This window comes from Microvirga sp. 2TAF3 (assembly GCF_052114965.1).
GTDB lineage: Bacteria > Pseudomonadota > Alphaproteobacteria > Rhizobiales > Beijerinckiaceae > Microvirga.
Window position 1 is genome coordinate 112,463 of sequence record NZ_JBFRFT010000011.1, and the last position, 24,814, is coordinate 137,276.

General features: G+C 62.4%; 24 protein-coding genes. 13 read left to right on the top strand and 11 right to left on the bottom strand.

Going from position 1 to position 24,814, the window contains the following annotated elements:
* Positions 1-72: 72 nt before the first annotated feature.
* A complete protein-coding gene (locus AB4Y97_RS12910; RefSeq protein WP_441999444.1) occupies positions 73-1,080 on the top strand; it encodes a hypothetical protein in 1,008 nt (335 codons plus the stop codon).
* Here AB4Y97_RS12910 and AB4Y97_RS12915 read toward each other — a convergent pair.
* Both AB4Y97_RS12915 and AB4Y97_RS12920 read right to left on the bottom strand, forming a co-directional pair.
* The gene (locus tag AB4Y97_RS12915; RefSeq protein WP_441999445.1) at positions 1,077-1,418 is read right to left on the bottom strand and encodes a DUF1491 family protein; all 342 of its coding nucleotides are present in this window, start codon (positions 1,416-1,418) and stop codon (positions 1,077-1,079) included. The two genes, AB4Y97_RS12910 and AB4Y97_RS12915, sit on opposite strands and share 4 nt — an antisense overlap.
* 226 nt (positions 1,419-1,644) lie before the next feature.
* Entirely contained in the window at positions 1,645-2,496 is an 852-nt protein-coding gene (locus AB4Y97_RS12920; protein WP_441999446.1) for a peptidoglycan-binding domain-containing protein, read from the bottom strand.
* A gap of 374 nt (positions 2,497-2,870) precedes the next feature.
* Here AB4Y97_RS12920 and AB4Y97_RS12925 point away from each other — a divergent pair, with 374 nt between their 5' ends.
* A complete protein-coding gene (locus AB4Y97_RS12925) occupies positions 2,871-3,221 on the top strand; it encodes a hypothetical protein (RefSeq protein ID WP_441999447.1) in 351 nt (116 codons plus the stop codon).
* Positions 3,222-3,386: 165 nt separating this feature from the next.
* Complete coding sequence (locus tag AB4Y97_RS12930; RefSeq protein ID WP_441999448.1) at positions 3,387-3,815, top strand: SufE family protein; 429 nt, start codon at positions 3,387-3,389, stop codon at positions 3,813-3,815.
* 47 nt (positions 3,816-3,862) lie between these two features.
* Here AB4Y97_RS12930 and AB4Y97_RS12935 read toward each other — a convergent pair whose 3' ends face one another.
* The 3 genes from AB4Y97_RS12935 to AB4Y97_RS12945 form a co-directional block, all read right to left on the bottom strand.
* Complete coding sequence (locus tag AB4Y97_RS12935; protein WP_441999449.1) at positions 3,863-4,687, bottom strand: DUF6456 domain-containing protein; 825 nt, start codon at positions 4,685-4,687, stop codon at positions 3,863-3,865.
* A gap of 306 nt (positions 4,688-4,993) precedes the next feature.
* Positions 4,994-5,815: an alpha/beta fold hydrolase gene (locus AB4Y97_RS12940; RefSeq protein ID WP_441999450.1), complete on the bottom strand. Its 822-nt coding sequence runs from the start codon at positions 5,813-5,815 to the stop codon at positions 4,994-4,996.
* Positions 5,816-6,146: 331 nt separating this feature from the next.
* Positions 6,147-6,575 carry a MucR family transcriptional regulator gene (locus tag AB4Y97_RS12945; protein ID WP_441999451.1) on the bottom strand — a complete coding sequence of 143 codons (429 nt, stop codon included), beginning with the start codon at positions 6,573-6,575 and terminating at the stop codon, positions 6,147-6,149.
* A gap of 428 nt (positions 6,576-7,003) precedes the next feature.
* Here AB4Y97_RS12945 and AB4Y97_RS12950 point away from each other — a divergent pair, with 428 nt between their 5' ends.
* From AB4Y97_RS12950 to AB4Y97_RS12960, 3 genes are read left to right on the top strand one after another with little or no spacing between them, the layout of a single operon-like run.
* Positions 7,004-9,118 (top strand): S9 family peptidase, encoded by a 2,115-nt coding sequence (locus tag AB4Y97_RS12950; protein WP_441999452.1) that lies wholly within the window; start codon positions 7,004-7,006, stop codon positions 9,116-9,118.
* A 50-nt stretch (positions 9,119-9,168) separates the two neighbouring features.
* The gene (locus tag AB4Y97_RS12955; RefSeq protein ID WP_441999453.1) at positions 9,169-11,601 is read left to right on the top strand and encodes a PAS domain-containing protein; all 2,433 of its coding nucleotides are present in this window, start codon (positions 9,169-9,171) and stop codon (positions 11,599-11,601) included.
* Positions 11,602-11,607: 6 nt separating this feature from the next.
* A complete protein-coding gene (locus tag AB4Y97_RS12960; RefSeq protein ID WP_441999454.1) occupies positions 11,608-12,162 on the top strand; it encodes an isochorismatase family protein in 555 nt (184 codons plus the stop codon).
* Here AB4Y97_RS12960 and AB4Y97_RS12965 read toward each other — a convergent pair.
* Positions 12,155-13,126, bottom strand: a complete 972-nt coding sequence (locus tag AB4Y97_RS12965; RefSeq protein WP_441999455.1) for a hypothetical protein — start codon at positions 13,124-13,126, stop codon at positions 12,155-12,157. The genes AB4Y97_RS12960 and AB4Y97_RS12965 overlap by 8 nt on opposite strands.
* 171 nt (positions 13,127-13,297) lie before the next feature.
* On the opposite strand from AB4Y97_RS12965, the gene AB4Y97_RS12970 reads away from it, so the two are divergent.
* Positions 13,298-13,897: a superoxide dismutase gene (locus AB4Y97_RS12970; protein WP_441999456.1), complete on the top strand. Its 600-nt coding sequence runs from the start codon at positions 13,298-13,300 to the stop codon at positions 13,895-13,897.
* Positions 13,898-13,943: 46 nt separating this feature from the next.
* Here AB4Y97_RS12970 and AB4Y97_RS12975 read toward each other — a convergent pair whose 3' ends face one another.
* A complete protein-coding gene (locus tag AB4Y97_RS12975) occupies positions 13,944-14,828 on the bottom strand; it encodes a ChbG/HpnK family deacetylase (RefSeq protein WP_441999457.1) in 885 nt (294 codons plus the stop codon).
* Positions 14,829-14,921: 93 nt separating this feature from the next.
* Between AB4Y97_RS12975 and AB4Y97_RS12980 the strand changes: the two genes are divergently transcribed.
* Positions 14,922-15,908 carry a glycosyltransferase family 2 protein gene (locus tag AB4Y97_RS12980; RefSeq protein WP_441999458.1) on the top strand — a complete coding sequence of 329 codons (987 nt, stop codon included), beginning with the start codon at positions 14,922-14,924 and terminating at the stop codon, positions 15,906-15,908.
* A 3-nt stretch (positions 15,909-15,911) separates the two neighbouring features.
* Positions 15,912-17,438, top strand: coding sequence for a murein biosynthesis integral membrane protein MurJ (murJ, locus tag AB4Y97_RS12985; protein WP_441999459.1), 1,527 nt, complete (start codon positions 15,912-15,914; stop codon positions 17,436-17,438).
* 230 nt (positions 17,439-17,668) lie between these two features.
* On the opposite strand, the gene AB4Y97_RS12990 is transcribed toward murJ, so the two are convergent.
* Complete coding sequence (locus tag AB4Y97_RS12990) at positions 17,669-18,553, bottom strand: branched-chain amino acid aminotransferase (protein WP_441999460.1); 885 nt, start codon at positions 18,551-18,553, stop codon at positions 17,669-17,671.
* A 156-nt stretch (positions 18,554-18,709) separates the two neighbouring features.
* Here AB4Y97_RS12990 and AB4Y97_RS12995 point away from each other — a divergent pair, with 156 nt between their 5' ends.
* Positions 18,710-19,393, top strand: coding sequence for a haloacid dehalogenase type II (locus AB4Y97_RS12995; protein ID WP_441999461.1), 684 nt, complete (start codon positions 18,710-18,712; stop codon positions 19,391-19,393).
* Here AB4Y97_RS12995 and AB4Y97_RS13000 read toward each other — a convergent pair.
* Together AB4Y97_RS13000 and AB4Y97_RS13005 are read right to left on the bottom strand one after the other, a co-directional pair.
* On the bottom strand, positions 19,390-20,082 hold the full coding sequence (locus tag AB4Y97_RS13000; RefSeq protein WP_441999462.1) for a glutathione S-transferase family protein: 693 nt from the start codon (positions 20,080-20,082) through the stop codon (positions 19,390-19,392). The genes AB4Y97_RS12995 and AB4Y97_RS13000 overlap by 4 nt on opposite strands.
* Before the next feature lie 10 nt (positions 20,083-20,092).
* Positions 20,093-21,478, bottom strand: a complete 1,386-nt coding sequence (locus tag AB4Y97_RS13005) for a M20/M25/M40 family metallo-hydrolase (protein ID WP_441999463.1) — start codon at positions 21,476-21,478, stop codon at positions 20,093-20,095.
* Positions 21,479-21,623: 145 nt separating this feature from the next.
* On the opposite strand from AB4Y97_RS13005, the gene AB4Y97_RS13010 reads away from it, so the two are divergent.
* Genes AB4Y97_RS13010 through AB4Y97_RS13020 form a run of 3 tightly spaced genes read left to right on the top strand, consistent with a single transcriptional unit; the run spans position 21,624 to position 23,169 of the window.
* Entirely contained in the window at positions 21,624-21,959 is a 336-nt protein-coding gene (locus AB4Y97_RS13010) for an ArsR/SmtB family transcription factor (protein WP_441999464.1), read from the top strand.
* An 11-nt stretch (positions 21,960-21,970) separates the two neighbouring features.
* Positions 21,971-22,498, top strand: a complete 528-nt coding sequence (locus AB4Y97_RS13015; protein WP_441999465.1) for an arsenate reductase ArsC — start codon at positions 21,971-21,973, stop codon at positions 22,496-22,498.
* Positions 22,498-23,169, top strand: a complete 672-nt coding sequence (locus AB4Y97_RS13020; RefSeq protein ID WP_441999466.1) for an MIP/aquaporin family protein — start codon at positions 22,498-22,500, stop codon at positions 23,167-23,169. The genes AB4Y97_RS13015 and AB4Y97_RS13020 overlap by 1 nt, the downstream gene beginning before the upstream one ends.
* Here the strand turns inward: AB4Y97_RS13020 and AB4Y97_RS13025 are convergent.
* Positions 23,166-24,695 (bottom strand): helicase HerA-like domain-containing protein, encoded by a 1,530-nt coding sequence (locus AB4Y97_RS13025; RefSeq protein ID WP_441999467.1) that lies wholly within the window; start codon positions 24,693-24,695, stop codon positions 23,166-23,168. The genes AB4Y97_RS13020 and AB4Y97_RS13025 overlap by 4 nt on opposite strands.
* Positions 24,696-24,814 lie beyond the last annotated feature (119 nt).

A 24,814-nucleotide genomic window follows, 5' to 3' on the forward strand; every position in this document is an offset into this window, starting at 1 on the left:
TTTCGCTGTTTAACGATGCGCTAAACGAACTGCTTTAAGCCTTCCGCGCAGTCGCGTTGAAAGAGTTCAGTTATGGCATCTCCAGCCACGCAGGATCACTGGCCGGATTTGTCGGGTCTTGGCCTGACGGATGCCAGGAATCCGGACGCCCGCGCGGCTCTCCTGACGGTGAATGCGGAAATGTTCGTAGCCGCTCCCACCCGGGACCGCGAGATCATCGAGACCTTCGAGACTCTGGCGCTCGGCTTTCTGCCGCGCATGGATCACGACACGCTGGTCACCGTCGCGCGCATTCTCGCGCCCTGCGAGGACACGCCTGCCTCGATCCTCGACCATCTCGTCCGCCATTCGCCCGAAACCCGCGATATCGTGCTCGGGCAGACCGCATATCTGCCGTCCACGCTCGTCATCAAGCTCCTCGGCACGGAGGAAGGACGGCTGCGGCTCGCCTTCCATCCCTCGCTCGACCCCGCGACGATCGACAATCTTCTCGTGCTGCATGAAAGCGCGGTCGAGGATGCGCTTGCCGCCAATCGATGCATTGCCCCGACGAGTCCGGCCCTCAAGGAGCTCGTGCGGCGCGCCCGCGACCGCCTCCCCTTGGGCGCGATCCTGCTCGCGCGCGAAAACCTGACATTGGCCGATGAAGCGGCTCTTTATCTTGCGGCCGATGCCCAGCGCCGCGTTCGCATTCAGGACAGGATTGCCTCTTCGACGGGAATCCAGCGCGCGACATTGCCCTTCAACCTGACGGAGCACGAGATCGCCGCGTTCTTCGCCGCATCCAAGGCAGGCGATATCCGGCATCTGGAAGCGCTGTTGACCTATGCGCTCGGATTTCCCGCCTCGGCCGATTGGCGCATTCTCGCAACCGGTCGCCATCACCTGCTGCCGCTCGCCCTGAAGGCGCTCGGCTTCATCGAGAAGGAAGCGATGCGGATCTTCCTCACGCTCCACCCGGCTCTTAATCACTCGCTGTCGTATGTCACGAGTCTGACACGCGTCGTGCGGGATGTCCCGAGCCCGGTGGCCCTTGCGCTCGTCGAGGCGATTCTGGGCGTGCAGAGCGAGCGGCGCTAATCCTCCGTCACAAGATCGAGGAAGTGGCGCCCCGCGCGATCGTCCACCTCGACGAGCCAGAGATCGGGATCGAAGCGCAGTTCGCGCGTCATCCGCTCCTCCACATCGAGAGGAAAGGCGCCCTGCATCACGGGCGAGAACAGGCGCTCGCCGCTTTCATCGACAAACATCTGCGGCGCGGGGCCATAGAGGCTCGCCGTGCCGTCCAGGTGATCGATCTTCACGAAGATCGCGCCGGCCTCGGCCGCACCGCGCTTGCGCAGGGCCGCGTCCACCCCTTCGACGCCGCAGCGGCGCAGATAGGCGGAAACCCAGAAATCGGAACGCAGGCGGGCCATCAGGGCACGGCCCCGAATCCGACATCCGCGTCGACGAAATGGGCGAGCCGTTCTTCGGAAGAAATCATCTGTCGTTCCTGAGCGAGGGCATGGTCCGCAAGAGCCGATACCGTTTCGTGCGAGACGATGCAGCCCACCAGAATCTTCTCTCGCCAAGACGTTCTAGAGCATGATCGGGACAGGTGGAAACCGGCTCCCCGAATCGATCGCGCGGAATCGGTCGCGGTCAGGGCACCGCGATTCCCGACAACGCCGCCAGCTCGCGCATGGTGCGGGGGGTGAACTCGCCCGTCACCGGCAGGCGCCGGTCATGTTCGAAGCGTTCGATGGCCTGACGGGTCTCGGCGCCCATGAGACCATCCGGCTTGACGCCGTAGCCGAGTTTGGCCAGCGCCCTCTGCCCGGACAGAACGGGATCGCCGGCCTCCGCCTTGCCGACATTGCCGGGCGGGACCGGCACCGGGCCGCCCATACGAATGATGTCGGCGATGGGATCGCGCGCAACCGGCGCCTTGGCGGGCGCGGCTGCAACGACGGGCGCTGTGGCAGGCGCCGCCGCCGAGACGCGCTGCGGCTGGGTGATCTCGCCCTTGTTGTTGATCAGATCCGCGATCGCGCTCCGCGAGGGTGGCTTAGGCGCCCCCATCGAGACGGGCGCGGCCGCAGGCGATGCGTGGGACGGCAAGGTTGTCTCGGCCTGCTGCGGCTCGGCAGCAGCGGGCCGAGACGGCGGGAGCAGCATGGAGGGTTGAGCGGAAGGTTGAGCCGCAACCGCGGCGGGATGCTCCGCGGCATGGTTGAACAGCGGCGCCGGATGCCGCGCGGTCTGGAGGGCCAGCGCGTTCCAGGCGATGGCGCCGGCGCAGCCCGTCAACAGGACAGTGACGAGGACTTCCCGCGGATGCTGGAAGACAAGGGAGAGCAGGCGCGCACCGACGCCCGGCTTCTTCTTCCCCTTCGCCGGAGCAGCCCGGCGCGCCGGTGCGCCACGGCGCACCGGCGCGGCCCGCCTCTGCGGCGCGGACGTCACGAAATCTCCATCGGGGCGGGCGGCTAGGGCTTCACGCAAATCGGACATCCCGTCTTGAGAACAATCACTTGAGTTTCAAAGCGCGTTTGCAGGAAGCAAACCCTTCCGCGCCTTTGCTTCACGTCATCGTGCGAGGGACCCTGACAGAGGCCGCTTAAGCGAACCTAAAGGCGACGGACGACACTCCCGCCGACACGGCCGGAGGAGGCCGGCACAGGGGGAGGCAATCCCAAAGACCTCCCAGGCCCGCCCTTTTTCTCCTAAGGTTTTCATGGATTTGAGCGCATCCTCACGTCATTGGCGGCGCATCAACACTTTGTTCATCCTGTTTGCAGGTTGCCGCCACACGGCCTACGCGGTACCGGATGCCAAGGTTATGATGAAGCGTCTCATCACCCTGCCGGGGCAACGAGTAGCGACTCATGTTTTCTCTTCTGCGCACCGTTCTCATCATTGGGGCGATCTTCTATTACTCCCCCGTCCGCCAGAGCGGCAACGGCGCCCTGCCGTTCGAAGGCCTCTTCAGCTGGGGCACGCAGAAATCCGACGGCAAGGCAGCCCCGGTTGCAGCCTCCGCCGCCGAGCCTCCGGCGCGGCTCGAGACCATGTGGCAAGCCCTCCCCGACAGCGCCAAGCAGGCGGTCATCGACAGGATCCTCTCGACATCAGGCCTCGGCCCGAGTGAGGCCAAGCCCGTCCCGGCAACGGATACGCTCACCACCGGAGACCGCCTGACCTCCTGGCGGGGTGGGGCGAAAAAGCCCAATCCTTGAGGCTGTCATCGCCAAACGCCGATCGAGCGCCTATATGACCGGCATGGACTTAGAGCCCGATCATGTCTCGTTGAACCAGGATCAGGCTCCAAGATCTTGATGTCGCATGATCTTGACGGACAATTGGGCTCTCCTTGTCCTGATCATGCCTAGAACCGGAATGCCATGCTGCCGCCGATTGACGAGATCGTTTCCAATTTCGACCTGCTCGACGACTGGGACGAGCGCTATCGCTACCTGATCGAACTGGGCCGCCTGATGGAACCGCTGCCCGAGGCGGCCCATGTGGACACCAACAAGGTGCGAGGCTGCGCGAGTCAGGTCTGGCTCGTGATGAAGCTCGACGATTCGAAAGGCGAGCCGCAGCTGCATCTTGTCGGCGACAGCGACGCCCATATCGTGCGCGGCCTCGTCGCCCTCCTCATCTCCCTTTATAATGGCAAGACGGCCTCTGAAGCGCTCTCCACCGATGCGCTCGCGTTGTTCAAGAATCTGGGACTGGCGGAGCATCTGACGCCGCAACGGTCGAACGGCGTCAGAGCCATGGTCGAGCGCATCCGCCACGATGCGCAGGCGGCCTTGGCCGCCGATTAGAGCATCGGATGACCCTAAAAGTGGAAGCCACTTTTAGGTCCGAGGCTTTAGGAACGGCCACCCTCGATCACCACGGCCTGCCAGGCGCGGATGCCGCGCGAGGCGGCGGGTCCCCGCGCCGCTTTCTCGATCCCGTAATGTTCGGCCAGCCGCGCAAGGGCGATCCGCACCACGACCTTGGCCGAGCGCGGCGGCCATTGCCGCTCACGCTCGATCAGCTCCAGCCCTTTCAGAAACCCGCACAGATCCATCAGGAGATCGCTGAAATCGGCGCCCACCGCGTCGAAGGCGCTGCGGAGCCTCTGGCGTGCCGCGACCATGCGGTCCGTCGCGTCGGAGGGCGATCCCGGTCCGGCACTTTTCGGCATCGCATCCCAGCGCGCCGTCACGCTCGGCATGAGGCCCGCCAGCATGATGTCCACCCGCAGCCGCTCGCCCGCCTGATAGGATGGCTCGTCGATCATCGGCTCGCCGTTGCGGCCCTTGCGGCGGCGCAGCCAGTCGAGCGGGCTTTCTTCCGCATCCACCCGCACGCGCCTCCGGCCGGCCTCGGTTTCCACATTCACCAGAGCCGTCTCCCGGTGCTGGTGGAAGAAGGCCGAATCCGGCTCCGGGGCATCGGCCCGGCGCAAATAGGCCCGGCCCGCATCGGTCAGGAGAAGAGATGAGGATTCCGCATGGTCCTGACGCCATTGGGCGAGGTCATGTCGCGCCAGGGTTTCCGCCGCGTCGCGGGAAAAACGCCCTGCCCCGACCGATACCGCAGCCCGCCGCTTGCGCAGAATCACGCCCGCCTCGTCGGTCGGATCGACGAAGGCCCGCGCCTCCGGCAGGCCGAGCGCCTCCAGCAGACGTCTGGCTTCCTTCGTCAAGGAAGCCGTTGCCGGCCTGACATTGCTTGCGACGGACCGGGACTTGCCGCCTGCCCTGCGTCGTTCCTGATCACGATCCTCGTTCGCACGGTCTTTCTTCTGTAAATCTTTGTCTCCAATCGAAAAATTATCTTTTTTGTTCATGTTTTGTTCCCACAATAAAAGAAAGAAGGGACGAGTCCCTTCTTGGAGGAATTGTGAGCCGATATTCCTACCTGTCAAGGCGCTGCGGGCCTGTGGATAATTGTGAGGATAGACCGATACGCCATCGCGACCTCCTCAAAAGGCAAGTTCCACAACCCGAATTCAGGATTGGAGAAATGCGAGCAGATCGGCGTTGAACTGATCCTGATGCGTCTGCGCGAGGCCATGCGGCGCTCCCTGATAAATCTTCAGGATCGCGCCTTTCACGATCTTCGACGACATGAGAGCCGAGGTTCCGATCGGGACGATCTGATCGTCGTCGCCGTGGACGATCAGTGTCGGTACGTCGATCTTCTTGAGATCTTCGGTGAAGTCAGTCTCGGAGAACGCCTTGATGCAGTCGACCTGACCTTTGATGCCGCCCAGCATGCCCTGCAGCCAGAAGAAGTCGCGGATACCCTCCGAAACCTTGGCGCCTTCGCGATTGTACCCATAGAAGGGGATCGTCAGATCCTTGAAGAATTGAGCCCGGTTGTCGAAAGTAGCCTTGCGAATATCATCGAAGGATTCGCGTGGCAGGCCTCCTGGATTGGCTTGCGTCTTCAGCATCAGCGGCGGCACTGCACCGACGAGAACAGCCTTCGCGACGCGTGACGTGCCGTGACGACCAAGGTAGCGCGTGACCTCGCCGCCGCCTGTCGAATGGCCGACGAGGACAATCTCCTTGAGGTCCAGCTTGTCGATCAGTTCGGCGAGATCGTCGGCATATTGATCCATATGGTTGCCATCCCAGGTCTGGCTGGAGCGGCCATGGCTGCGGCGGTCATGCGCAACGACCCGATAGCCGCGTTCACCCAGAAACACCATCTGGCCATCCCAAGCATCTGCACTCAGCGGCCAGCCATGAGAAAAGACGACGGGCTGCCCCGCCCCCCAGTCCTTGTAGTAGATCTGCGTGCCGTCCGCCGTTGTCACCACGCTCATCGCACTGCTCCTTTCATGCCCCGTGATTGCCGGTTTCGCTCCACGCTCGATGCTGACGGACAGTGTCGTGGGAAGGAACAGTTCTACAAAGGCCCGAAGCAAGGTGCCGCGGTCTGTGATCATCCAGCGATGATGTCTGACGCCCCTTCTCCCATCGTTAGCGTACGGCTCTCCAGCGGGTGTGGATAGCTATACGCCCGGATGAGTCCGCGCCGTCTCGAGAAGAATCCAATCCCGCAGCGGTCGCAGATGGTTCGCCCGCAACGCTTGCGCCTGCGCCCATAAAAAAAGCCGCCCGGAGCGGGCGGCTCGTTCAGGGGATGCGCTCGGATCAACCGCGCGAGGAGCGGCGCTTGCGGCGCTGCTGTCCCAGGCCCATTTCCTTCGCCAGTTCGGAGCGAGCCTTGGCGTAGTTCGGCGCGACCATCGGGTAATCCACGGGCAGGCCCCACTTTTCGCGGTACTGCTCGGGGGTCATGTTGTACTGCGTGCGCAGGTGGCGCTTCAGCGACTTGAACTTCTTGCCGTCTTCCAGGCAGACGATGTAGTCCGGCGTGACGGACTTCTTCAGCGGGACGGCAGGCTTCGGTGCCTCGACGGGGGCTTCGACGGTGCCTCCGCCGACACGAATCAGGGCAGAGTGGATATCGTTAATCAGCGCGGGCAGCTCACCCGAGGGGACCGAGTTGTTGCTCACGTAAGCCGACACGATGTCCGCTGCCAGCTCGATATAGTTTGATGCAGCGATGGTTTCGCTCATTGTACTTTTCTTCCTTTCCGGTCCCAACAACCACCCAAAATAATTTTGAGCTTATATTTAGGCAGTTTCATGAGAAGCGTTGCTTGCCTCATCTAGAACCGCACCGTAATCGCACAGAAATCGTGCCTGCCCGTCCACGTATGGCAAATCAGAACCGATTACAAGATGTTCGTCATTAAAACTTTGGAAAACTTTATATCATCTTGAGGGCTGCAATAAAACGGCGCGGTTAAAAGTCTTATGCATCACCTTAGGTAAGGTGGATAATGAAAGTCGCGCCATCTCAACCAGAAGAAGTAGCTAGAAATCGTTTTGTGCAGCATAACTGCCGTTTGCTTTGAGGCCGATGCGGACCTGTCGCGGCAAATCAGAGTTATATATGAGATGCTCTGGCCCGCCTGATGCGCACTCCAATCCGGATTTTTCTCATGAAAGCTGAACGCCTTCCGTCCCACCCGCTTCCGCCCGCACCGTCCATTCCGGCAAAGGAGCATGCCTTTGACATTCACGGCGTGCGCATCCGGGACGATTATGCTTGGCTGAAGGCGGAGAACTGGAAAGAGGTTCTTAAAGATCCGGATACTCTTGGCTCATCCATTCGTGAATGCTTGGAGCGTGAAAACGCCTATACCGCCGAGGCCTTCAGCGGCACGGAAAGTTTTCAGGAGCGTCTCGTCGCGGAAATGCGCGGCCGTATCAAGGAAGACGATTCCTCCGTTCCCGAGCCGGACGGACCTTTCTCCTATTTCACCCGTTATCGGGAAGGCGGCCAGCATCCCCTCATCTGCCGCATGCCGCGCGAGGGCGGCGCGGAGACGACCATGCTCGACGGTGACAAACAAGCCGAGGGCCACGCCTTCTTCGATCTCGGCGGCGCAGATCACTCCCCGAACCACCGGCTGATGGCATGGGGCGCGGACGTCAAGGGCTCCGAATACTTCACGATCTGCGTGAGAGATCTTGAGAGTGGCGACGATCTCGAGGATGAAGTGCCGCAAACCTCGGGCGGCGTGGTGTGGCTCGGCGATTCATCGGGCTTCTATTATGTCGAACTCGACGAGAACCACCGTCCCGTGCGCGTCAAGCGTCATATCGTCGGCACCGGAACCGAGCAGGACGCCGTCATTTACGAGGAAAGCGATCCGGGCTTCTTCGTGAAGCTGGGCGTCACGCAATCCACCGCTTTCGTGCTGATCGAAGCAAGCGATCACGAGACCTCGGAGATCAGGCTGCTCGACCGTGCCGACCCCTCCGCGACGCCGCGCCTCGTCGAGCCTCGCACACCGCGTCTGCAATACGATGTGGAGCATCATGGAGACGATCTGATCATCCTCACCAACGCGGATGGGGCCGAGGATTTCAAGCTCATGACGGCGCCAGCCGCGAATCCCGGCCGGGCCAACTGGCGCGATCTCGTGCCTTATCGGCCCGGTGTCATGATCCTGTTCGTCATGGCGCTGGCGCGCCACCTCGTCCGCCTGGAACGGGAAGATGCGAAGCCGCGCATCGTCGTGCGCGAGATCGCGACGGGCCGCGAGGAAACCATCGCCTTTCCGGAGGACACGTATTCGCTCGGCGTCGATCCGGGATACGAGTTCGACACGGATGTGATCCGCTTCCGCTATTCCTCCCTCAAGACCCCGAGCGAGGTCACCGATTACGACCTGCGCACCGGCGGCCGAACCCTGCGCAAAAGGCAGGAAGTGCCAAGCGGCCACAACCCGGATGATTACGTCACGCATCGTCTCTTCGCGACGGCGCCGGACGGGGAGCAGGTGCCTGTCTCCATCGTCCACCGGCGGGAGGTTGCGCTGGACGGCTCCGCCCCTCTCCTGCTCTACGGCTACGGATCCTACGGAGTGTCGATTCCGGCGGGCTTCCGCACCAACATCCTGTCCCTCGTCGACCGCGGTTTCGTCTATGCCATCGCCCATATCCGCGGCGGCACCGAAAAGGGCTGGCGCTGGTATCTCGACGGCAAGCGCGAGAAGAAGACGAACACCTTCACGGATTTCATCGCCGCCGGCGAAGCGTTGATCGAGGCCGGCTATACTTCGCGGGGCAGCATCGTCGCCCATGGTGGCAGCGCAGGGGGAATGCTGATGGGCGCAGTCGCCAACATGGCACCCGATCTGTTCGCCGGCATCATCGCCGAAGTGCCTTTCGTCGACGTGCTCAACACGATGCTCGACAGCGACCTGCCCCTCACCCCGCCGGAATGGCCGGAATGGGGCAATCCGGGAGCGGACGAGGCAGCCTTCCGCACCATCCTGTCCTATTCGCCCTACGACAACGTGAAACCCCAGTCCTATCCGGCGATCCTGGCGCTCGGCGGCCTCACGGATCCGCGCGTCACCTATTGGGAGCCTGCGAAATGGGTAGCGCGGCTCCGCTCGACCATGACGGGCGGAGGTCCTGTCCTGCTCAAGCTTAACATGGAAGCGGGACACGGCGGCGCGGCGGGCCGCTTCGACAGGCTCGAGGAGGTTGCGCTCGCCTATGCTTTTGCCATCAAATGTATTCAGAGCCGAGATACACCCTAAAGTAATATAACATCTTGTCAGATCCACTTACCAACACCAGCATTTCGGTAATGTCCAAGATTTTTGAAAGTCTGTATCGAAAGTCTGTATCTATGAGTAAGCACAGCGCTGGACCGGTCACGGACGACCCCGCCTCTCCGGAGGCAGGCCGCGACACACATATTGCCGAGCTGGAAAAGCGTCTGCGCGAGACGGAGATGGCCTTGCGTCTGAGCCGTGGCCAGCTTCGCATCGCACTGGATATCGGCAAACTCGGCGCTTGGGAGAGGGACCTCGAAACAGGAGAGGTCACCGGATCACCCACCTTTAGGGCCTGCCTGGGCCTCCCGCCAGATGTCCCCCTAACCTACCACGACATTCAGCAGACGTTTCATCCTGCGGACGTGGAGCGAATTGAGCAAGCGGTCTCCTTTGCCCTCAGGACAAAGACCGACTTCAATGTTGAGCATCGCGTTATCAGGCCTGAGGGCCGCGTCGGACATGTCCTCGTCAGAGGCAATACCGTTTATGATGGCGACAGGCCTACGCGCATTTTCGGTATCGTTTGGGATACATCCGAGCGTGAAAAGCTGAAGGAAGAGGCAAACCTGTTTCAAAGTCGACAGGAGTTTCTTCTCAAATTAAATGATCAGCTCGGCGACTTGGATGATCCTTACACTATCATGGAGACCGCCTCCCGTAATACCGCACAGTACTTGAAGCTCGATATGGCGGGTTATGGCGAAGTCTATCTTGATCGTGGCGTTGTCGTGGTCGAGCGGGAATGGTCCAGAGGAGCTCTTGGCAATGAAGGCAATGTGCAGCAGATCGATCAAATCCCACAAAAACTAAAGGAATTAGTACTTGAAGGACGTCTGTTCACCATCGATGACGTGAAAACCGATCCTTTAACCGACGATCCGTGGTCCCAAACATTTTACAGCAGTCTCAATGTCAGGACTGTTGCCGGTGTTCCCCTGGTCAAGAATGGGCGGATTGCAGCAATCTTTTATCTACAATCATCCCAGCCGCACCAATGGCAGAGCGATGAGATTGCCCTCATAGCAGACGTAGCCGATCGCGCTTGGATCGCCGTGGAAAAGGCGCGCACGGAACGGGAGCTTCGCGAAACTGAGGAACGCTTCCAGATCATTGCGGAGTCACTCCCGGCGCTCGTTTGGATTCTCAATCCCAATACGGAACTGACTTATACCAACAATCGGTGGGTCCAATATTCGGGCCTTCCTCCCGAGGAAGCACTTGGTCATAGCTGGACTCACAGCCTTCACCCAGATGACTGGGCAAGAATGCAAGAAGAACTAAAGGACGTCGTCAGCAATCACACGCCCTACGAAACAGAGGCTCGCTATCGTTCAGCGGAGGGCGCCTATCGCTGGCATCTGATTCAGGGCGCTCCCGTGCATAGTGTCACCGGCAAGTTCAAGGGCTGGGTGGGCACGAGCGTCGATATCCACGACAGGAAGGAGACGGAGAAAGCCTTGCGCGCCAGCGAGGAGCGCCTGTCGCTGGCGCAGCGGGCCGCCGGCATCGGCGTTTTCGATTGGGATATTCCCTCGGGCAAGATGACATGGACAGCGGAACAGGAGTACCTGTTCGACCTCGAGCCGGGAACCTTTAAAGGCGACTTCGCCGATTGGACGGAAAAGATCCTTCCCGAAGACTTGGAGCCGGCCACCAAGGTAATCCAGGAAGCCCTGGCCCGCCATGAAGCAGAGAGCAACTTTTCCTATCGCGTGCGCCGTCCCGACGGCACCGTTCGCATCATCGACACGCTCGCGCTGTTTTTCTACGACGCCGACGACAACCCGCTGCGCATGGTCGGCGTCAACCTCGACATCACGCGCTATAAGCAGGCGGAGCAACGCCAGCAGCTTCTCATCCGCGAGCTTCATCATCGTGTGAAGAATACGCTAGCCACCGTCCAGGCCATCGTCGGCTCAACGGCCCGCACCACGTCCAGCATCGAGGAATTCTACCAAGGCTTCGTCGGGCGCATCGTCTCGCTCGCTCGCACGCACAACATCCTGACGGAGGATTACTGGCAGAAGGCCTCGCTGGAAGAACTGATACAGACCGAACTCGGGCCTTATGAGGACGAAACGAGAAATCGGATCACCGTCGAAGGCCCCGCCATCGAGCTGCCGTCAGAAGCGGCCGTTCCCATCGGCATGGCCGTTCACGAACTCACCACCAACGCGGCCAAGCATGGCGCCCTATCCACCTTCGGAGGGCAGGTCGATGTTAAATGGACGATCGACAAGACGGACGGCGAGAAGCCGATACTGACTTTCTCCTGGACGGAGCGTGGCGGCCCGCGGGTGATAAGCCCCACCCGTCAGGGTTTCGGCTCGCGGTTGCTGCAAAGGGTTCTCACCACCCAGCTCGGCGCGGAAGTCGACATGGATTTCGGCGAAACCGGCCTTCGCTTCAGAATGACCATGTCCATTCCCGGCGAGCCGCCCCTCTTCAACCCGGATGCTTAAGCCACCATGCTGCTGAACGCTGCCCGCTCCCAACTCATCGTCGTCGACATGCAGGCTCGCCTCATGCCGGCGCTTCTCGATGGCGAAGCGATCCTGCCTCGCGTGAAAACTCTGCTTCGGGCCGCGGACCGTCTCGGCGTGCCGGTGACCGCGACGGAGCAATATCCCCAGGGCCTCGGCTCGACCGTGCCTGAGATTCTGGACGCGTTTCCTCTCGATACGGTGATCCTGCCCAAGACGAGCTTTTCCTCAGCGGGCGATCCGGCCGTTGCGGCGCGCGTCTCGACTCTGCGGGGGGCAGGCCGGGATCAGATCGTGATCTGCGGCGCGGAAGCCCATGTCTGCGTGCTGCAGACGGCGCTCGACTTCAAAACGACCGGAATGGAAATCTTCGTCGTCGGCGACGCGGTGTCGAGCCGCGCGGCCTCGAGCCTCAGCGCCGCCTGCGCGCGGCTGCTCCATGCGGGCTGTCATTGGGTGACAACGGAAATGGTCGTGTTCGAATGGCTTGGAAAGGCCGGAACGGATGACTTCCGCGCCCTCTCGGCCCTGCTCAAGTAGCGCGTGCCCCGCCCTCGCCGCCCGCAGCGATGAACTCCTTGAGTTCGTCGAGTGACTTGAACTGGAACAGGCCTTGCGGCGTCTCGGCCTCGATCGAGCCGTCGGAATACATGACGTACTTGTTGTCGCCGGAATTATAGGTGCCGATGACGGCGCGCGTGCGCGACTCTTCCTCGACGTTTTCCTCCGGCTGAGTTTCGGGTTCGGCCTCAGGCTCGAACACCTCTTCCTGTTGCAGATCCGCGGAAGCGGGTTCCGGCTCGCTCGCGGCAACCTCGCGGTCGGGCTCCGATGGATAGAGCGAACGATCGGTCTCGGGCGTGCCGACTTCCGTATAGGTTGCCGAGCTGAAGCGCTCCACGAAGAGAAAGTCCGGAACTTTCGCCTCGGGCTCTTCCTCGGCGGGCAAAGTCTCGGGTTCGAGAGGCTTGGCGAGGCCTGCAAGATCGGCCTCTAAGGGCTTTCTCGGCTCGAAGAAGCTCGTCCGTTCGAAAGCGGGCTGCGCCCTGGACGAGGCCTCCTCTTTCGTCGTCACGGCATCGAGCCGGCCGGATGCGGGCGCGGCCGCGATATCCTCGCCACGCTGTTCCGCCTCGGCGAAGAGAGGCAGGTCCGGATGCACCTCGCCCCTCGTGTCGAACTGCGCGTTTGTCTCCGAGACCTTTTTGCCGAACAGGCTGCCTGCGAGCGCGGCAAGGGATATCCCCGCAGCGGATGGCAGGGCGGCGGGCTCTTCCTCCTCGACCAGATTGGCCTGAAGGCGCATGAGTTCGGTCTGGATCTGCGACAGCTTGGAGACGATTGCCGTCACGCCAAGCAACAGCGCACCGCTCGCAGCGCTGACGCTGCCGGCGATGACCATCGTCCAACCCCGTTCGACCAGTACGATATCCCAGCCCAATATGGCGGAGAACAATCCGCCTACGATCATCGCAAGGGCAAGGGCAAAAAGAGCGATGATCATCCTGTCTCCGTTACGCAAACTAATCTCACACAAGGCAAACCTATGTTTTTATAGGGCAAAGGCAATATCAAGGGAAGCTTGGCCGGAAAAAAGTCGGAAGCTTGGCCGTTGCCCTCGGGCCTGTGCCGCTTTAACTAACCCTCAGGTCGCTCAACCTCGAAGGAGACGCCAATGTCTTTCACCCTGCCCGAACTGCCCTACGCCTACGACGCCCTGCAACCCTTCATGTCCAAGGAAACGTTGGAATACCATCACGATAAGCATCACGCCGCTTACGTGAACACGGCGAACAACCTGATGAAGGGCACGGAATTCGAGGGCAAGAGCGTCGAGGAAGTCGTGAAGGCCACCTATGGCAAGAACCAGGCGCTCTTCAACAATGCGGGCCAGCATTACAACCACATCCATTTCTGGCTTTGGATGAAGCCGAATGGCGGCGGTGCGTTGCCGGGCAAGCTCGAGAAGAAGATCATCGAGGATCTCGGCTCGGTGGAGAAGATGAAAGAGGACTTCATCCAGGCCGGTGTGACCCAATTCGGCTCGGGCTGGGCCTGGCTTGCGGTGAAGGACGGCAAGATCCAGGTCATGAAGTCCCCGAACGGCGAGAACCCGCTCGTCCAGGGTGCGAAGCCGATCCTCGGCTGCGACGTATGGGAGCATTCCTATTACATCGACTATCGCAATCGCCGCCCCGACTATCTCAAGGCATTCATGGACAATCTCGTGAACTGGGAACACGTCGAGGAAATGTTCGACGAAGCGATGCGCTGAGCGCAAGGCGGGACGACACAAACGGGCCTCTTCGGAGGCCCGTTTTTTACAGTCCTGTCATTCCGGGGCCGCTTAGCGGAGTTCGGAAAGGCGGGGACGGCACCAACGTAATCCTCCGCTCCTCGAGCAGGTCCTTGAACGCGTCCGATTGAAGATAGGCCACCTCCTCCGGCCGGCTCTCGATGGCGGGATCGAGACTGCGCAGTTCGTCGTCGATATAGCCGGGATGGCACATGACGACCGGTCTCGGCCCAAGAGAGGTCAGAGCCCCCTCGAACACGCGCGTGGCTGCGACCGACAGATCGAGCGGCGAGAAACCGGAAAACCCTTCATTGGTATCGAAGCCGGCGGCACGGGCGCTCCTGCGGAAACCCGCCGCCAGCGCCGTTACGATGAGCGCCTTGTTGCGGCTGATGGGCCGTTGCAGGATCGAGGACAATCTGTCCGAAGGGTCGCGCAGCCACAGTCTGCCCTCCCATCCCCTCTCCTTCAGCACGGAGAATAGCGCGCGGCGCACCGCCGGGAGGACATGGACATGCTGGTGCCCGTCGATGAAATCGGGAGGCGCCTCGTGCACCGCCTCGAACGCGACGATCTGGCGCGTGATTTCCTCTCGAATCTCATCGGTGGACAGCCGGTCCCGCATGGCATTCGAAAACAATTCCTTGAGCCTTGGAAACTCGCCGCCAGGCGCGAGGTGCGGCATCGGCTGAATCGGCGAGCCGGTGGTCAGGTTCAGGTGGAGGCCGATCCCGATCCGGCCGATGAAGGGTTTCAGTTCCGGCGCGGCTCGGCGCCAGCCGGGCATGTTGGTCATGGCCCCGGTGGCGGACAGGCGACCCTGCTCGGCGAGATCGAGGATGCCCCGGCTCACCCCATCCGACAGGCCGAAATCATCGGCGCAGAGCACCATTTGGCGTCGCGAACCCATTATCACCTCAAAAACGGCTTTGCCGCACCCTATCCCTCTTGAGCAAAAGAGAAAACTCGGGTCTCAATGCGGCCCTCATCGAAGGAACATCGCGTGGCGTCGCCTAAACTCAGCGTCATCATCCCGGTCCATAACGAAAGCGCCAATATCGCACCCCTCTGCGAGCGGCTGCTTCCCATCCTGAATCGCATCACCTCCATATGGGAAGTGATCTTCGTCGATGACGGCAGCCGGGACGACACGCTCGACATCGTCAAGTCCTTCAGCCAGAAGGAGTCCCGGATCGGGGCCGTCTCCTTCAGCCGCAATTTCGGCAAGGAAATCGCCATCGCGGCTGGTCTCGACCATGCCCAGGGCGACGCGGTCGTCATCATGGATGCGGACCTGCAGCATCCGCCGGAGATGATCGAGACCTTCGTCGAGCGCTGGGAAGAAGGCTATCTCATGGTCTATGGCCAGCGCACCGACCGCTCGGACGAGACCCGGGCGAAGCGCGGCTTCGCCCATCTGTTCTATCGTCTGTTCTCCCGCTTCGGCGAAATCAGCCTGCCCGAAGGCGCGGGCGATTTCCGGCTCATCGACCGCAAGGGCGTCGAGGTGCTGCGGACGCTTGGCGAGAAGGCCCGCTTCTCCAAGGGCCTCTATGCCTGGATCGGCTTCAAGAACACGGGGGTCCCCTTCGTGGTGGAGGAGCGCCTGCACGGCACGACGAAGTGGAGCTTCCGCAAGCTCTTCCGCTTCGCCTTCGACGGAATTGCGGCGTTCTCGACCGTACCTTTGAGGATCTGGACCTATATCGGCTTCCTGGTCTCGTTCCTGTCGATCGCCACTGCCATCTACTTCCTGATCCGCACGCTTCTTTTCGGCACCGATCTGCCGGGCTTCCCCAGCCTGATCGTGTCCGTCATGTTCTTCTCCGGCATCCAGCTCATGTCGCTCGGCATCGTCGGCGAATATGTCGGCCGCATCTTCGCGGAGGTGAAGCGCCGCCCGCTCTATGTGGTACAGGAGCGCGTGGGCGGCGCGGCCGAGGTCAGCTCGAGCCTCGTCCAGGACGATCCTCGGTTGCGCCGGGCCTGACCCATGTTCAAGAAGATCCTTTCCGTCGGGGGCTGGACTCTCGTTTCCCGCCTCACCGGCTTCATCCGCGACGTGGTCATCGCCGCGGTGATGGGAACCGGCCCGATCGCGGACGCCTTCGTGGTGGCCTTCAAAATCCCGAACAATTTCCGGCAGATCTTCAGCGAAGGCGCGTTCAACAACGCCTTTCTGCCCACCTATGCACGGGTTCTGGAGACGGAGGGCGAGGCGCCGGCCCGCTCGTTCGCCAGCCGGATGACCACCCTGATGCTGATCGTGCAGATCGGCCTGCTGGCCCTGGCCTTCCTCGCCATGCCGGTCGTGGTGAACCTGCTCGCTCCCGGCTTTACCGAGGATCCCGCCAAGTTCGATCTCGCGGTGACGCTGACGCGCATCACCTTCCCCTATCTGCTCTTCATCACCCTCGTCACGATCCTCTCCGCCGTTCTGAACGCCCATGAGCGCTTCGCCGTGGCGGCTGCGTCCCCGGTCCTGCTCAACCTGTCCCTGATCGTGGCGCTGGCGCTCGCCTTCCTGTTTCCGAATGCGGGCTATGCCGCCGCCTGGGGCATCACCATTTCCGGCGTATTGCAGCTTGGTCTGGTCTGGTGGGATGCGCGGCGCCAGCGCATCGCTCCCGGCATCGAGATGCCGCGATCCGATCCGGCGATGAAGTCGTTCTTCAAGACCCTGGGGCCTGCCGTGATCGGCTCGGCCGGGGTGCAGATCGCGATCTTCGCGGATACGATCATCGCCTCCTTCCTGCCGACCGGAGCGGTGTCGTCGCTTTATTACGCGGACCGCATCTATCAGCTGCCGCTCGGCGTCATCGGCATCGCGGCGGGAACGGTGCTGCTGCCGGAGATGAGCCGCCGCATCGCGGGCGGCGACATCACGGGGGCCCATGCCGCGCAGAACCGCGCCGTCGGGCTGACGCTCGCGCTCGCCGCCCCTTTCCTCGTGGCCTTCGTCGCCATGCCGGATCTCATCATGACGGCCCTGTTCCAGCGTGGCGCCTTCGATGCGCAGGCCGCCTCCCGCGCCGGCGCGGCGCTCGCCGCCTATTCCATCGGCCTGCCCGCCGCCGTGCTGATCCGCTCGGCTCTGGCGAGCTTCTATTCCCGCGCCGACACGGTGACGCCGCTCTATGCGTCCCTGACGGCGGTGGCCGTCAACGTGCTGCTGAAGATCGTGCTGATGGGCCCCTTCGGCGTGGTGGGACTGGCGCTCGGCACGGCGCTCGGCGTCTGGGTCAACCTGATCCTGCTCTTCGTGCTGGCCCATCGCCGCGGCTGGAACGACCCCAGCAGCAGCCTCATCAGAACCTGCATCGCGGTCGCGGCGGCAAGCCTCATCCTCGGTGCTTTCGCATGGTTCGCCCCCGAACCCCTATCCCGCTGGACAGTCACCCTCCCCGCCTGGCGCAGCGAGATCCTGCTCGCCATTCTCGGCGCATGCGGGGCGGTGCTTTACGGCGTCACGCTTCTCGGAGGCATGAAGGCCCTAGGAGTTCGACTCGCGCGGCGGTGACGGCGCAGTCTTTCATTTTTCCTGAGGGAGAGATGGAGCCTTACACCCTTCCCTCTCCCTTGCGGGGAGGGATCGAGGGTGGGGGTCGCAAAGTCGGAGCGCGAGGTTGAACTTCTTACCCTCTCACTTAGTCATACCACCCCCACCTCCAACTCCTCCACGCAAGGGGGAGGAGAGCTAAAGGTGCGCTCTCACCTCTCCCTCAGGGAGAGCTATTTTAGCAGAGGCCGTTAAGCCGCCTTGTCGACCGCCTTGTCGTGGGCGAAGGCCCAGTAGAGTTCGCGGGCCCTGCGGTAGAACTTGCCGGGCTGTAGGTCGCGGCCGTCGATGCGCAGGACAGGCATGACTTTCGAGTAGTTGCCCGAGATGAAGATTTCGTCCGCGTCGGCGAAGTCCTCGTAGCGCAAAGTGCCTTCAACCACGCTCACACCGTCATCCCGCAGGAGCTTGATCACGCGCTGACGGGTGATGCCATTCAGGAACGTGCCGTTCGGCGCAGGCGTATGGACCACGCCGTCCTTCGCCATGAAGACGTTGGAGGTGCCGGTCTCGGCCACATTGCCGAGGGCGTCGCAGACGAGCGCGTTGTCAAAACCCTTCTCCCGCGCCTCGCGGATCACGCGGGCATTGTTCGGGTAAAGGCAGCCGGCCTTCGAGTCGGTCGGCATGGATTCGAGCGTCGGGCGGCGGAAGCTCGACTTCATGACGGACAGGCCACCCGGCACCGGCATCGGCGCCTCGAACAGGGACAGGCAGAACTGCGTCGATTCCGGATCCGGCGCGATGGTGGCGACGCCCTCGGCCTCGCCCCAATACATGGGCTTCACATAGAGCGCCGTGCCCGGCGCGAATTTCTTCACGCCCTCGCGCACGAGGTCCTGGATGGCCTGCGGGTCCATGGTGGGCTTCAGGCCGATGGTCGCGGCCGAGCGGTTCACGCGGGCGCAATGGCGATCCAGATCCGGCGTGACGCCTTCGAACACACGCGCGCCGTCGAAGACCGACGAGCCGAGCCAGGAGACATGGGACCGAGGCCCGATCAGAGGCGGGTTGCCTTCATGCCATGCGCCGTTGAACCAGTTCCATGTCTGCGAATACCAGGCCACTTGTCTCATCCCTCAGGTCAGTGCTGCTGCCCTATCGAATCCCTTTGCTGCCTGAGCGTCAATGACCCGGCTGACTTTCGGATCATAAAGACTTGTGATGTCTGGTATGAAAAGCCCTGATCGATAAGCGATTGCTCCTCACGCGATCCGATGAGAAGCTTGAACATGGCCTCTTCCGCAATCATTCCCGCCCACACCAAGGCCGTCATCTTCGATGCCTACGGCACCCTGTTCGACGTGCATTCCGCCGTCGGGCGTCACATGGCCGAGATCGGCCTGGAGGCGGCGCGGTTTTCCGAAATCTGGCGGGTGAAGCAGCTCGAATATTCCTGGGTCCTGTCGCTGGCGGGACGCTATGAGCCGTTCTGGCCCCTGACCGAGAAGGCTCTCGATTACGCCCTCGCCCGCTTCCCGGACATCGACCGCGCGATCAAGCCGGCGCTTCTGGAAGCCTATCGCAGCCTCGACGCCTACCCGGAAGTGCACGCATCCCTCGATGCCCTGCGCCAACGCGGCCTGCGCACGGGTATCCTCTCCAACGGCGATCCCGACATGCTCAACGCCGCCGTCTCCTCGGCGGATCTGGCCGGGAGCCTGGACGCCGTTCTCTCGGTCGATGCGGCGAAGGTGTTCAAGACTCATCCGCGCGCTTACGGGATCGTACTCTCAGTCCTGTCGGTCGCGGCGGACGAGGTTCTGTTCGTCTCGTCCAACCGCTGGGACATCGCAGGCGCTTCGGCCTTCGGCTTCAGGCCGGTCTGGGTCAACCGCCTCGGGCTGCCGGACGAATACGCGGAGCTTGCGCCCTGCGCAGTTATCTCGTCGTTGGAAGACCTGCTTCGAAATTAAGCCGCCGGCTTCGCGCGCAGATCCTCGAGCCACGTGCCGGTCTCCTTCGCTTCCGCCTCATGTCCCGGCTCGCGGAAGGTCTCGGCAAGCCCGGCCTCGTACCAGCTTTGCATGGCAGGCAGAGCGAGCAGGCGCTTGACGTAAGCCATGGAGGCATCGTCCAGCACGAGCCCGTAGCTCTGGATGCGGAACGCCACCGGCGCGAAGAAGGCATCGACCGCCGTGAACGCCTTGCCGGCGAGGAACGGCCCGCCGAAGCGGGTCAGCCCCTCGTTCCACAATTCACCGATGCGGGCGATATCCTGCTTCAGCGCATCCGGCATCTCATCAAGCCGCACGCGGATGCCGCAATTCATGGGGCAGCGCCCGCGCAGGGTGCCGAAGCCGGAATGCATCTCGGCCGCCGCGCAGCGCGCCCAGGCCCGCGCCTGCGCATCCTTCGGCCAGACGCCGTCATGCCGCTCGGCGAGATATTCGGCGATGCCGAGGGACTCCCACACGACGGTGTTTCCGTCCTTCAGGCACGGCACCTTCCCGGTCGGCGAGAAGTCGCGAAAGGACTCCCAGTTCGACATTCCCGTGAAAGGCACCATCCGCTCCTCGAACGGAATGCCGAGCTCACGCATCAGCACCCACGGCCGCAGGGACCAGGACGAGTAGTTCTTGTTGGCGATGTAGAGCGCGTACATGGTCTCCCCCTCACTTCTGCGCCAGAGCCGCGAGGATCCGCGCCCAGGAGCGGGTGCCCTTGTGGAAGCTCTTCAGGTCGTATTTCTCGTTCGGCGAATGGATGCGGTCGTCGTCGAGGCCGAAGCCGACGAACAGGGTGTCGAGTCCGAGCGTGCGCTTGAAATCGCCGCCGACCGGGATCGAGCCGCCCATGCCGATGACGATGGGATCCTTGTTCCACTCGTCATGGAGCGCCGCCTTCGCTGCGGTGAGCGCCGGGAAGTCGTGCGGCAGCGCAAGCGCGCGGGAGCCCTTGTGCGAGATGAACTCGACCGAGCAATCGGCGGGAATGCGTGCTTTCACGAAAGCCTTGAAGTTCTCCGAGATCTTCGCCGGATCCTGATCGCCCACGAGGCGGAAGGAGACCTTGCAGCGCGCCTCCGCCGCGATCACGGTCTTGGTGCCCTCGCCCGTATAGCCGCCGATGATGCCGTTGACATCGCAGGTCGGGCGCGACTGGATCTGCTCGATCAGCATGCGGCCCTTCTCACCGGCGGATTTCTTCAGCCCGACCTGGCCGAGGAATTCCTCTTCGGTGAGATTCAGCTTCTTCCACTGCTCAAGGATCTGCGTCGGTGTTTCCGGCACGCCGTCGTAGAAGTCCTTGACGGTGATGCGGCCGTTCTCGTCATGGATCGCCGCGATGATCTTCGACAGCACGTGAATCGGGTTCTGCGCCGCGCCCCCGAACATGCCCGAATGCAGGTCGCGATCGGCGCAGCGCACGATCACTTCCTCATAGACCATGCCGCGCAGTGAGGAGGTGATGGCGGGCGTGTTCTGGTCCCACATGCCGGTATCGCAGACGAGCGCCACCTCGGCCTTCAGCTCGTCCTTGTTGGCGACGATGAATTCGGGCAGGAACTTGGAGCCATCCTCCTCCGCGCCTTCCACAAGAAAGGTGATGTCGATGGGCAGCGAGCCGGTCACGGCTTTCCAGGCACGGCAGGCTTCGACGAAGGTGAGGACCTGCCCCTTGTCGTCGGAGGCGCCGCGGGCACTGATGGCCTTGCGGCCGTCCGGCAGGGTGATGATACGCGGCTCGAAGGGCGGCCTCTCCCACAGGTCCAGCGGATCGACCGGCTGCACGTCGTAATGGCCGTAGAACAGCACATGAGGCTTCGCCCCGCCCTTGGCGTGGCCCACCACGGCCGGATGCCCGCCGGTTTCGCATAAAGACGCATCGACGCCGATCCCCTTCAACTCGTCCACCAGCCACTGGCCTGCCGTACGGCAATGATCCTTGTAGGCGGGATCGGTCGAGATCGAGGGAACTTTAAGCCACTGGAACAGGCGCTCCAGGGAGGAATCGAGGTCGGAATCGATCTGGCTAAGGACTTTGTCGAGCTGGGACATGATTTTCCGTGTGGTTCGAGAATCCGAGGCGGCGACAAGGTGCCCCCAACCGGGGGTTGGCCGCAAGGGGCGATCGGCATCTCGCTAACGAACCAGACGAGGCACCGTCATATAGCCGTCATCATAAATCGATATTTCTGGAAATATGGATAATACAGATGCCATAGGCGCCTTGGCTGCGCTCGCGCAACCGACGCGGCTGGAAATATTCCGGCTGCTCGTCAGACGGGAGCCGGACGGAATACCTGCAGGCGAGCTTGCCCGGGTCCTGGCGGTTCCTCAGAACACGATGTCCACCCATCTGGCGGTTCTATCGCGAGCGGGCCTCGTCATCGGTACGCGGCATTCCCGCTCGATCGTCTACCGGGCGAATGTCGCCAGCCTCCGGGAATTGGTGCTGTTTCTACTGAAGGATTGCTGTGACGGCCGCGCCGATATCTGCGCACCGCTCATTGCCGATCTCATCCCCTGCTGCCCCTAAGGTTTCCGCCCATGACTGATCGCGTCCTCAATGTCCTTTTCCTCTGCACCGGCAACACGGCTCGCTCGATCCTGGCTGAAGGCATTCTCCGCAAGGACGGCGAGGGACGCTTCAAGGCCTTTTCTGCCGGAAGCCAACCCAAGGGCACGGTCAATCCCTTTGCCTTGAAAGTGCTCGAAAGCTACGGATATCCGGCCGACGATTTTCGCTCGAAGAGTTGGGACGAATTCGACGGCCCCGATGCGCCGAAGATGGATTTCATCGTCACGGTCTGCGACAGCGCCGCTGGCGAGGCCTGCCCGGTCTGGCCGGGTCATCCCATGACTGCGCATTGGGGCATCGAGGATCCCGCAGCGGTCGAAGGGACAGATCTCGAGAAGGAGCGCGCTTTCGTCACCGCGTTCAAGTATCTGCGCAACCGCATCTCAGCCTTTGTCGCTTTGCCCCTTGCGAACCTCGATCGACAATCCCTCACCAGCCGCCTTGCGGATATCGGAAGCATGGATGGAGCGACGCCGCGTGCAGGCGAGGAATCGTAATGGAACCGCTTTCGCGCCGCCTGCTCGCGGAGTGTCTCGGAACGGCCTTTCTTCTCGCGACGGTCGTGGGCTCGGGCATCATGGGCGCGAAGCTGGCGGGTGGGAACATGGCTCTGGCCTTGCTCGGCAACACCTTGCCGACAGGAGCCATCCTCGTCGTTCTGATCCTCATTTTTGGCCCCGTCTCGGGCGCGCATTTCAACCCTGCCGTCTCCATCGCTTTCGCCCTGAAACGCGATCTGCCCTGGCGGGAAGCCGGTCCCTATGTGGCGGCTCAGATCACAGGCGCGATCATCGGCGTCTGGATGGCGCATCTCATGTTCGAACTGCCGGTATGGCAAGTCTCGCTGACGGCCCGTGCCGGCTCCGGACAATGGATCGCGGAATTCATCGCGACATTCGGCTTGCTGCTGACGATCTTCGGATGCGTCGCCCGCGCGCCCTCATCGGTTCCCTACGCGGTCGGCCTCTACATCACGGCCGCCTATTGGTTCACGGCCTCGACATCCTTCGCCAATCCCGCGGTCACCATCGCCCGTTCGCTGTCGGACACGTTCGCGGGCATCGCGCCCGCCCATATGCCGGGCTTCATCCTCGCCCAGCTTGCCGGAATGCTGGCGGCCGTCGCCCTTCAATCACAGCTCTGGCCCATGCGGCGCCCCTCACTCTAGCGCCGCAGCAATCCGCCCAGCGTTCCGCGCACGATGGCGCGGCCGATGGAGCCGCCTTGGCGGCCGGCGATGGATTTGCCGATTTCGGCGGCGATGGAGCCGACGGTCTGGTTGACGACCGTGCGGGTGACTTCGCGCGTGACGCGCTGGCCGACCGTCATGGTGCCCTTGCGCTGATTGTTGGTGCCGAAGAGGTTTCCGAGCATGTCGAGGATGCCGCCTCCGCCCTGAGCTTCGGCGGCGGCCTTCTCCGCACGCTTCGCCAGCATCTCGTAGGCGGATTCGGAATCGATAGTCTGCTCGTATTTTCCCCGCAATGGACTTGCAGCGATGATCTGCTGGCGCTCGGCCTGATCGATCGGCCCCACCTGCGCCATGGGCGGCGCGATGAGGGTGCGCTCCACCATGGAGGGCACGCCCTTGCCTTCGAGCATCGAGACCAGGGCCTCGCCGACGCCGAGCTCGGTGATCGCCTTCTCCGTGTCGAAGGCCGGGTTCTGGCGAAAGGTCTGCGCCGCGACGCGCACAGCCTTCTGCTCGCGCGGGGTATAGGCGCGAAGCGCATGCTGCACCCGGTTGCCGAGCTGCGCCAGCACCGTCTCCGGCACGTCGGCCGGGTTCTGCGTGACGAAGTAGACGCCGACGCCTTTCGAACGGATGAGTCGCACGACCCGCTCCACCGTCTCGATCAGCGGCTTGGGCGCATCGGCGAACAGAAGATGCGCCTCGTCGAAGAAGAAGACGAGCTTGGGCTGATCGAGATCGCCGACTTCCGGCAGCGTCTCGAACAATTCCGACATCAGCCACAGGAGGAAAGTGGCGTATAGGCGCGGATTGTTCATCAGCTTGTCGGCGGCAAGGATGTTGACGACGCCGCGCCCGTCCCGGTCCGTTCGCATCAGGTCCTTGATGTCGAGGGCCGGCTCGCCGAGAAACTCGTTGCCCTTCTGGTTCTCGAGCACGAGAAGCTGGCGCTGGATGGTGCCGATGGTGGCCTTCGACACGTTGCCGTAGGTGGTCGTCAGCTCCTGCGCGCTGTCGGCAACGAGTTGCAGAAGCGCGCGCAGATCCTTCAGATCGAGCAGCAGAAGCCCCTGATCGTCGGCGATGCGGAAGGCGATGTTGAGCACGCCCTCCTGCGTGTCGTTGAGATCGAGCAGGCGCGAGAGAAGCAGCGGCCCCATCTCCGACACGGTCGCCCGCACCCGGTGCCCCTGCTCGCCGAACAGGTCCCAGAACACCACGGGGAATCTATCCGGCGTGTATTCGATGCCGACCTCCTTGGCGCGCTTGATGAAGGCATCCTTGGCATTGCCCGGCGCGGCGATACCGGAAAGATCGCCCTTGATGTCGGAGGCAAAGACCGGAACGCCCGCATTGGAGAAACCCTCCGCCAGCACCTGCAGGGAGACGGTTTTTCCGGTGCCCGTGGCCCCGGTGATCAGACCGTGGCGGTTGGCGAGCGCCAGATCCAGATATTCCGGCTTGGTGCTCTTGCCGATGAAGATCTTGCCGTCCTCGAGCATCGTGTTCCTCCTGCTGCCCCTTCAGTCTAGGTAATCCCGCGCCCGGTTTCCACTCTTGCGCGCCTTGATTTCGGAGGGCTTCGGCGCGAAGTATCCGCTCGATCAAGTCAATCAGGAGA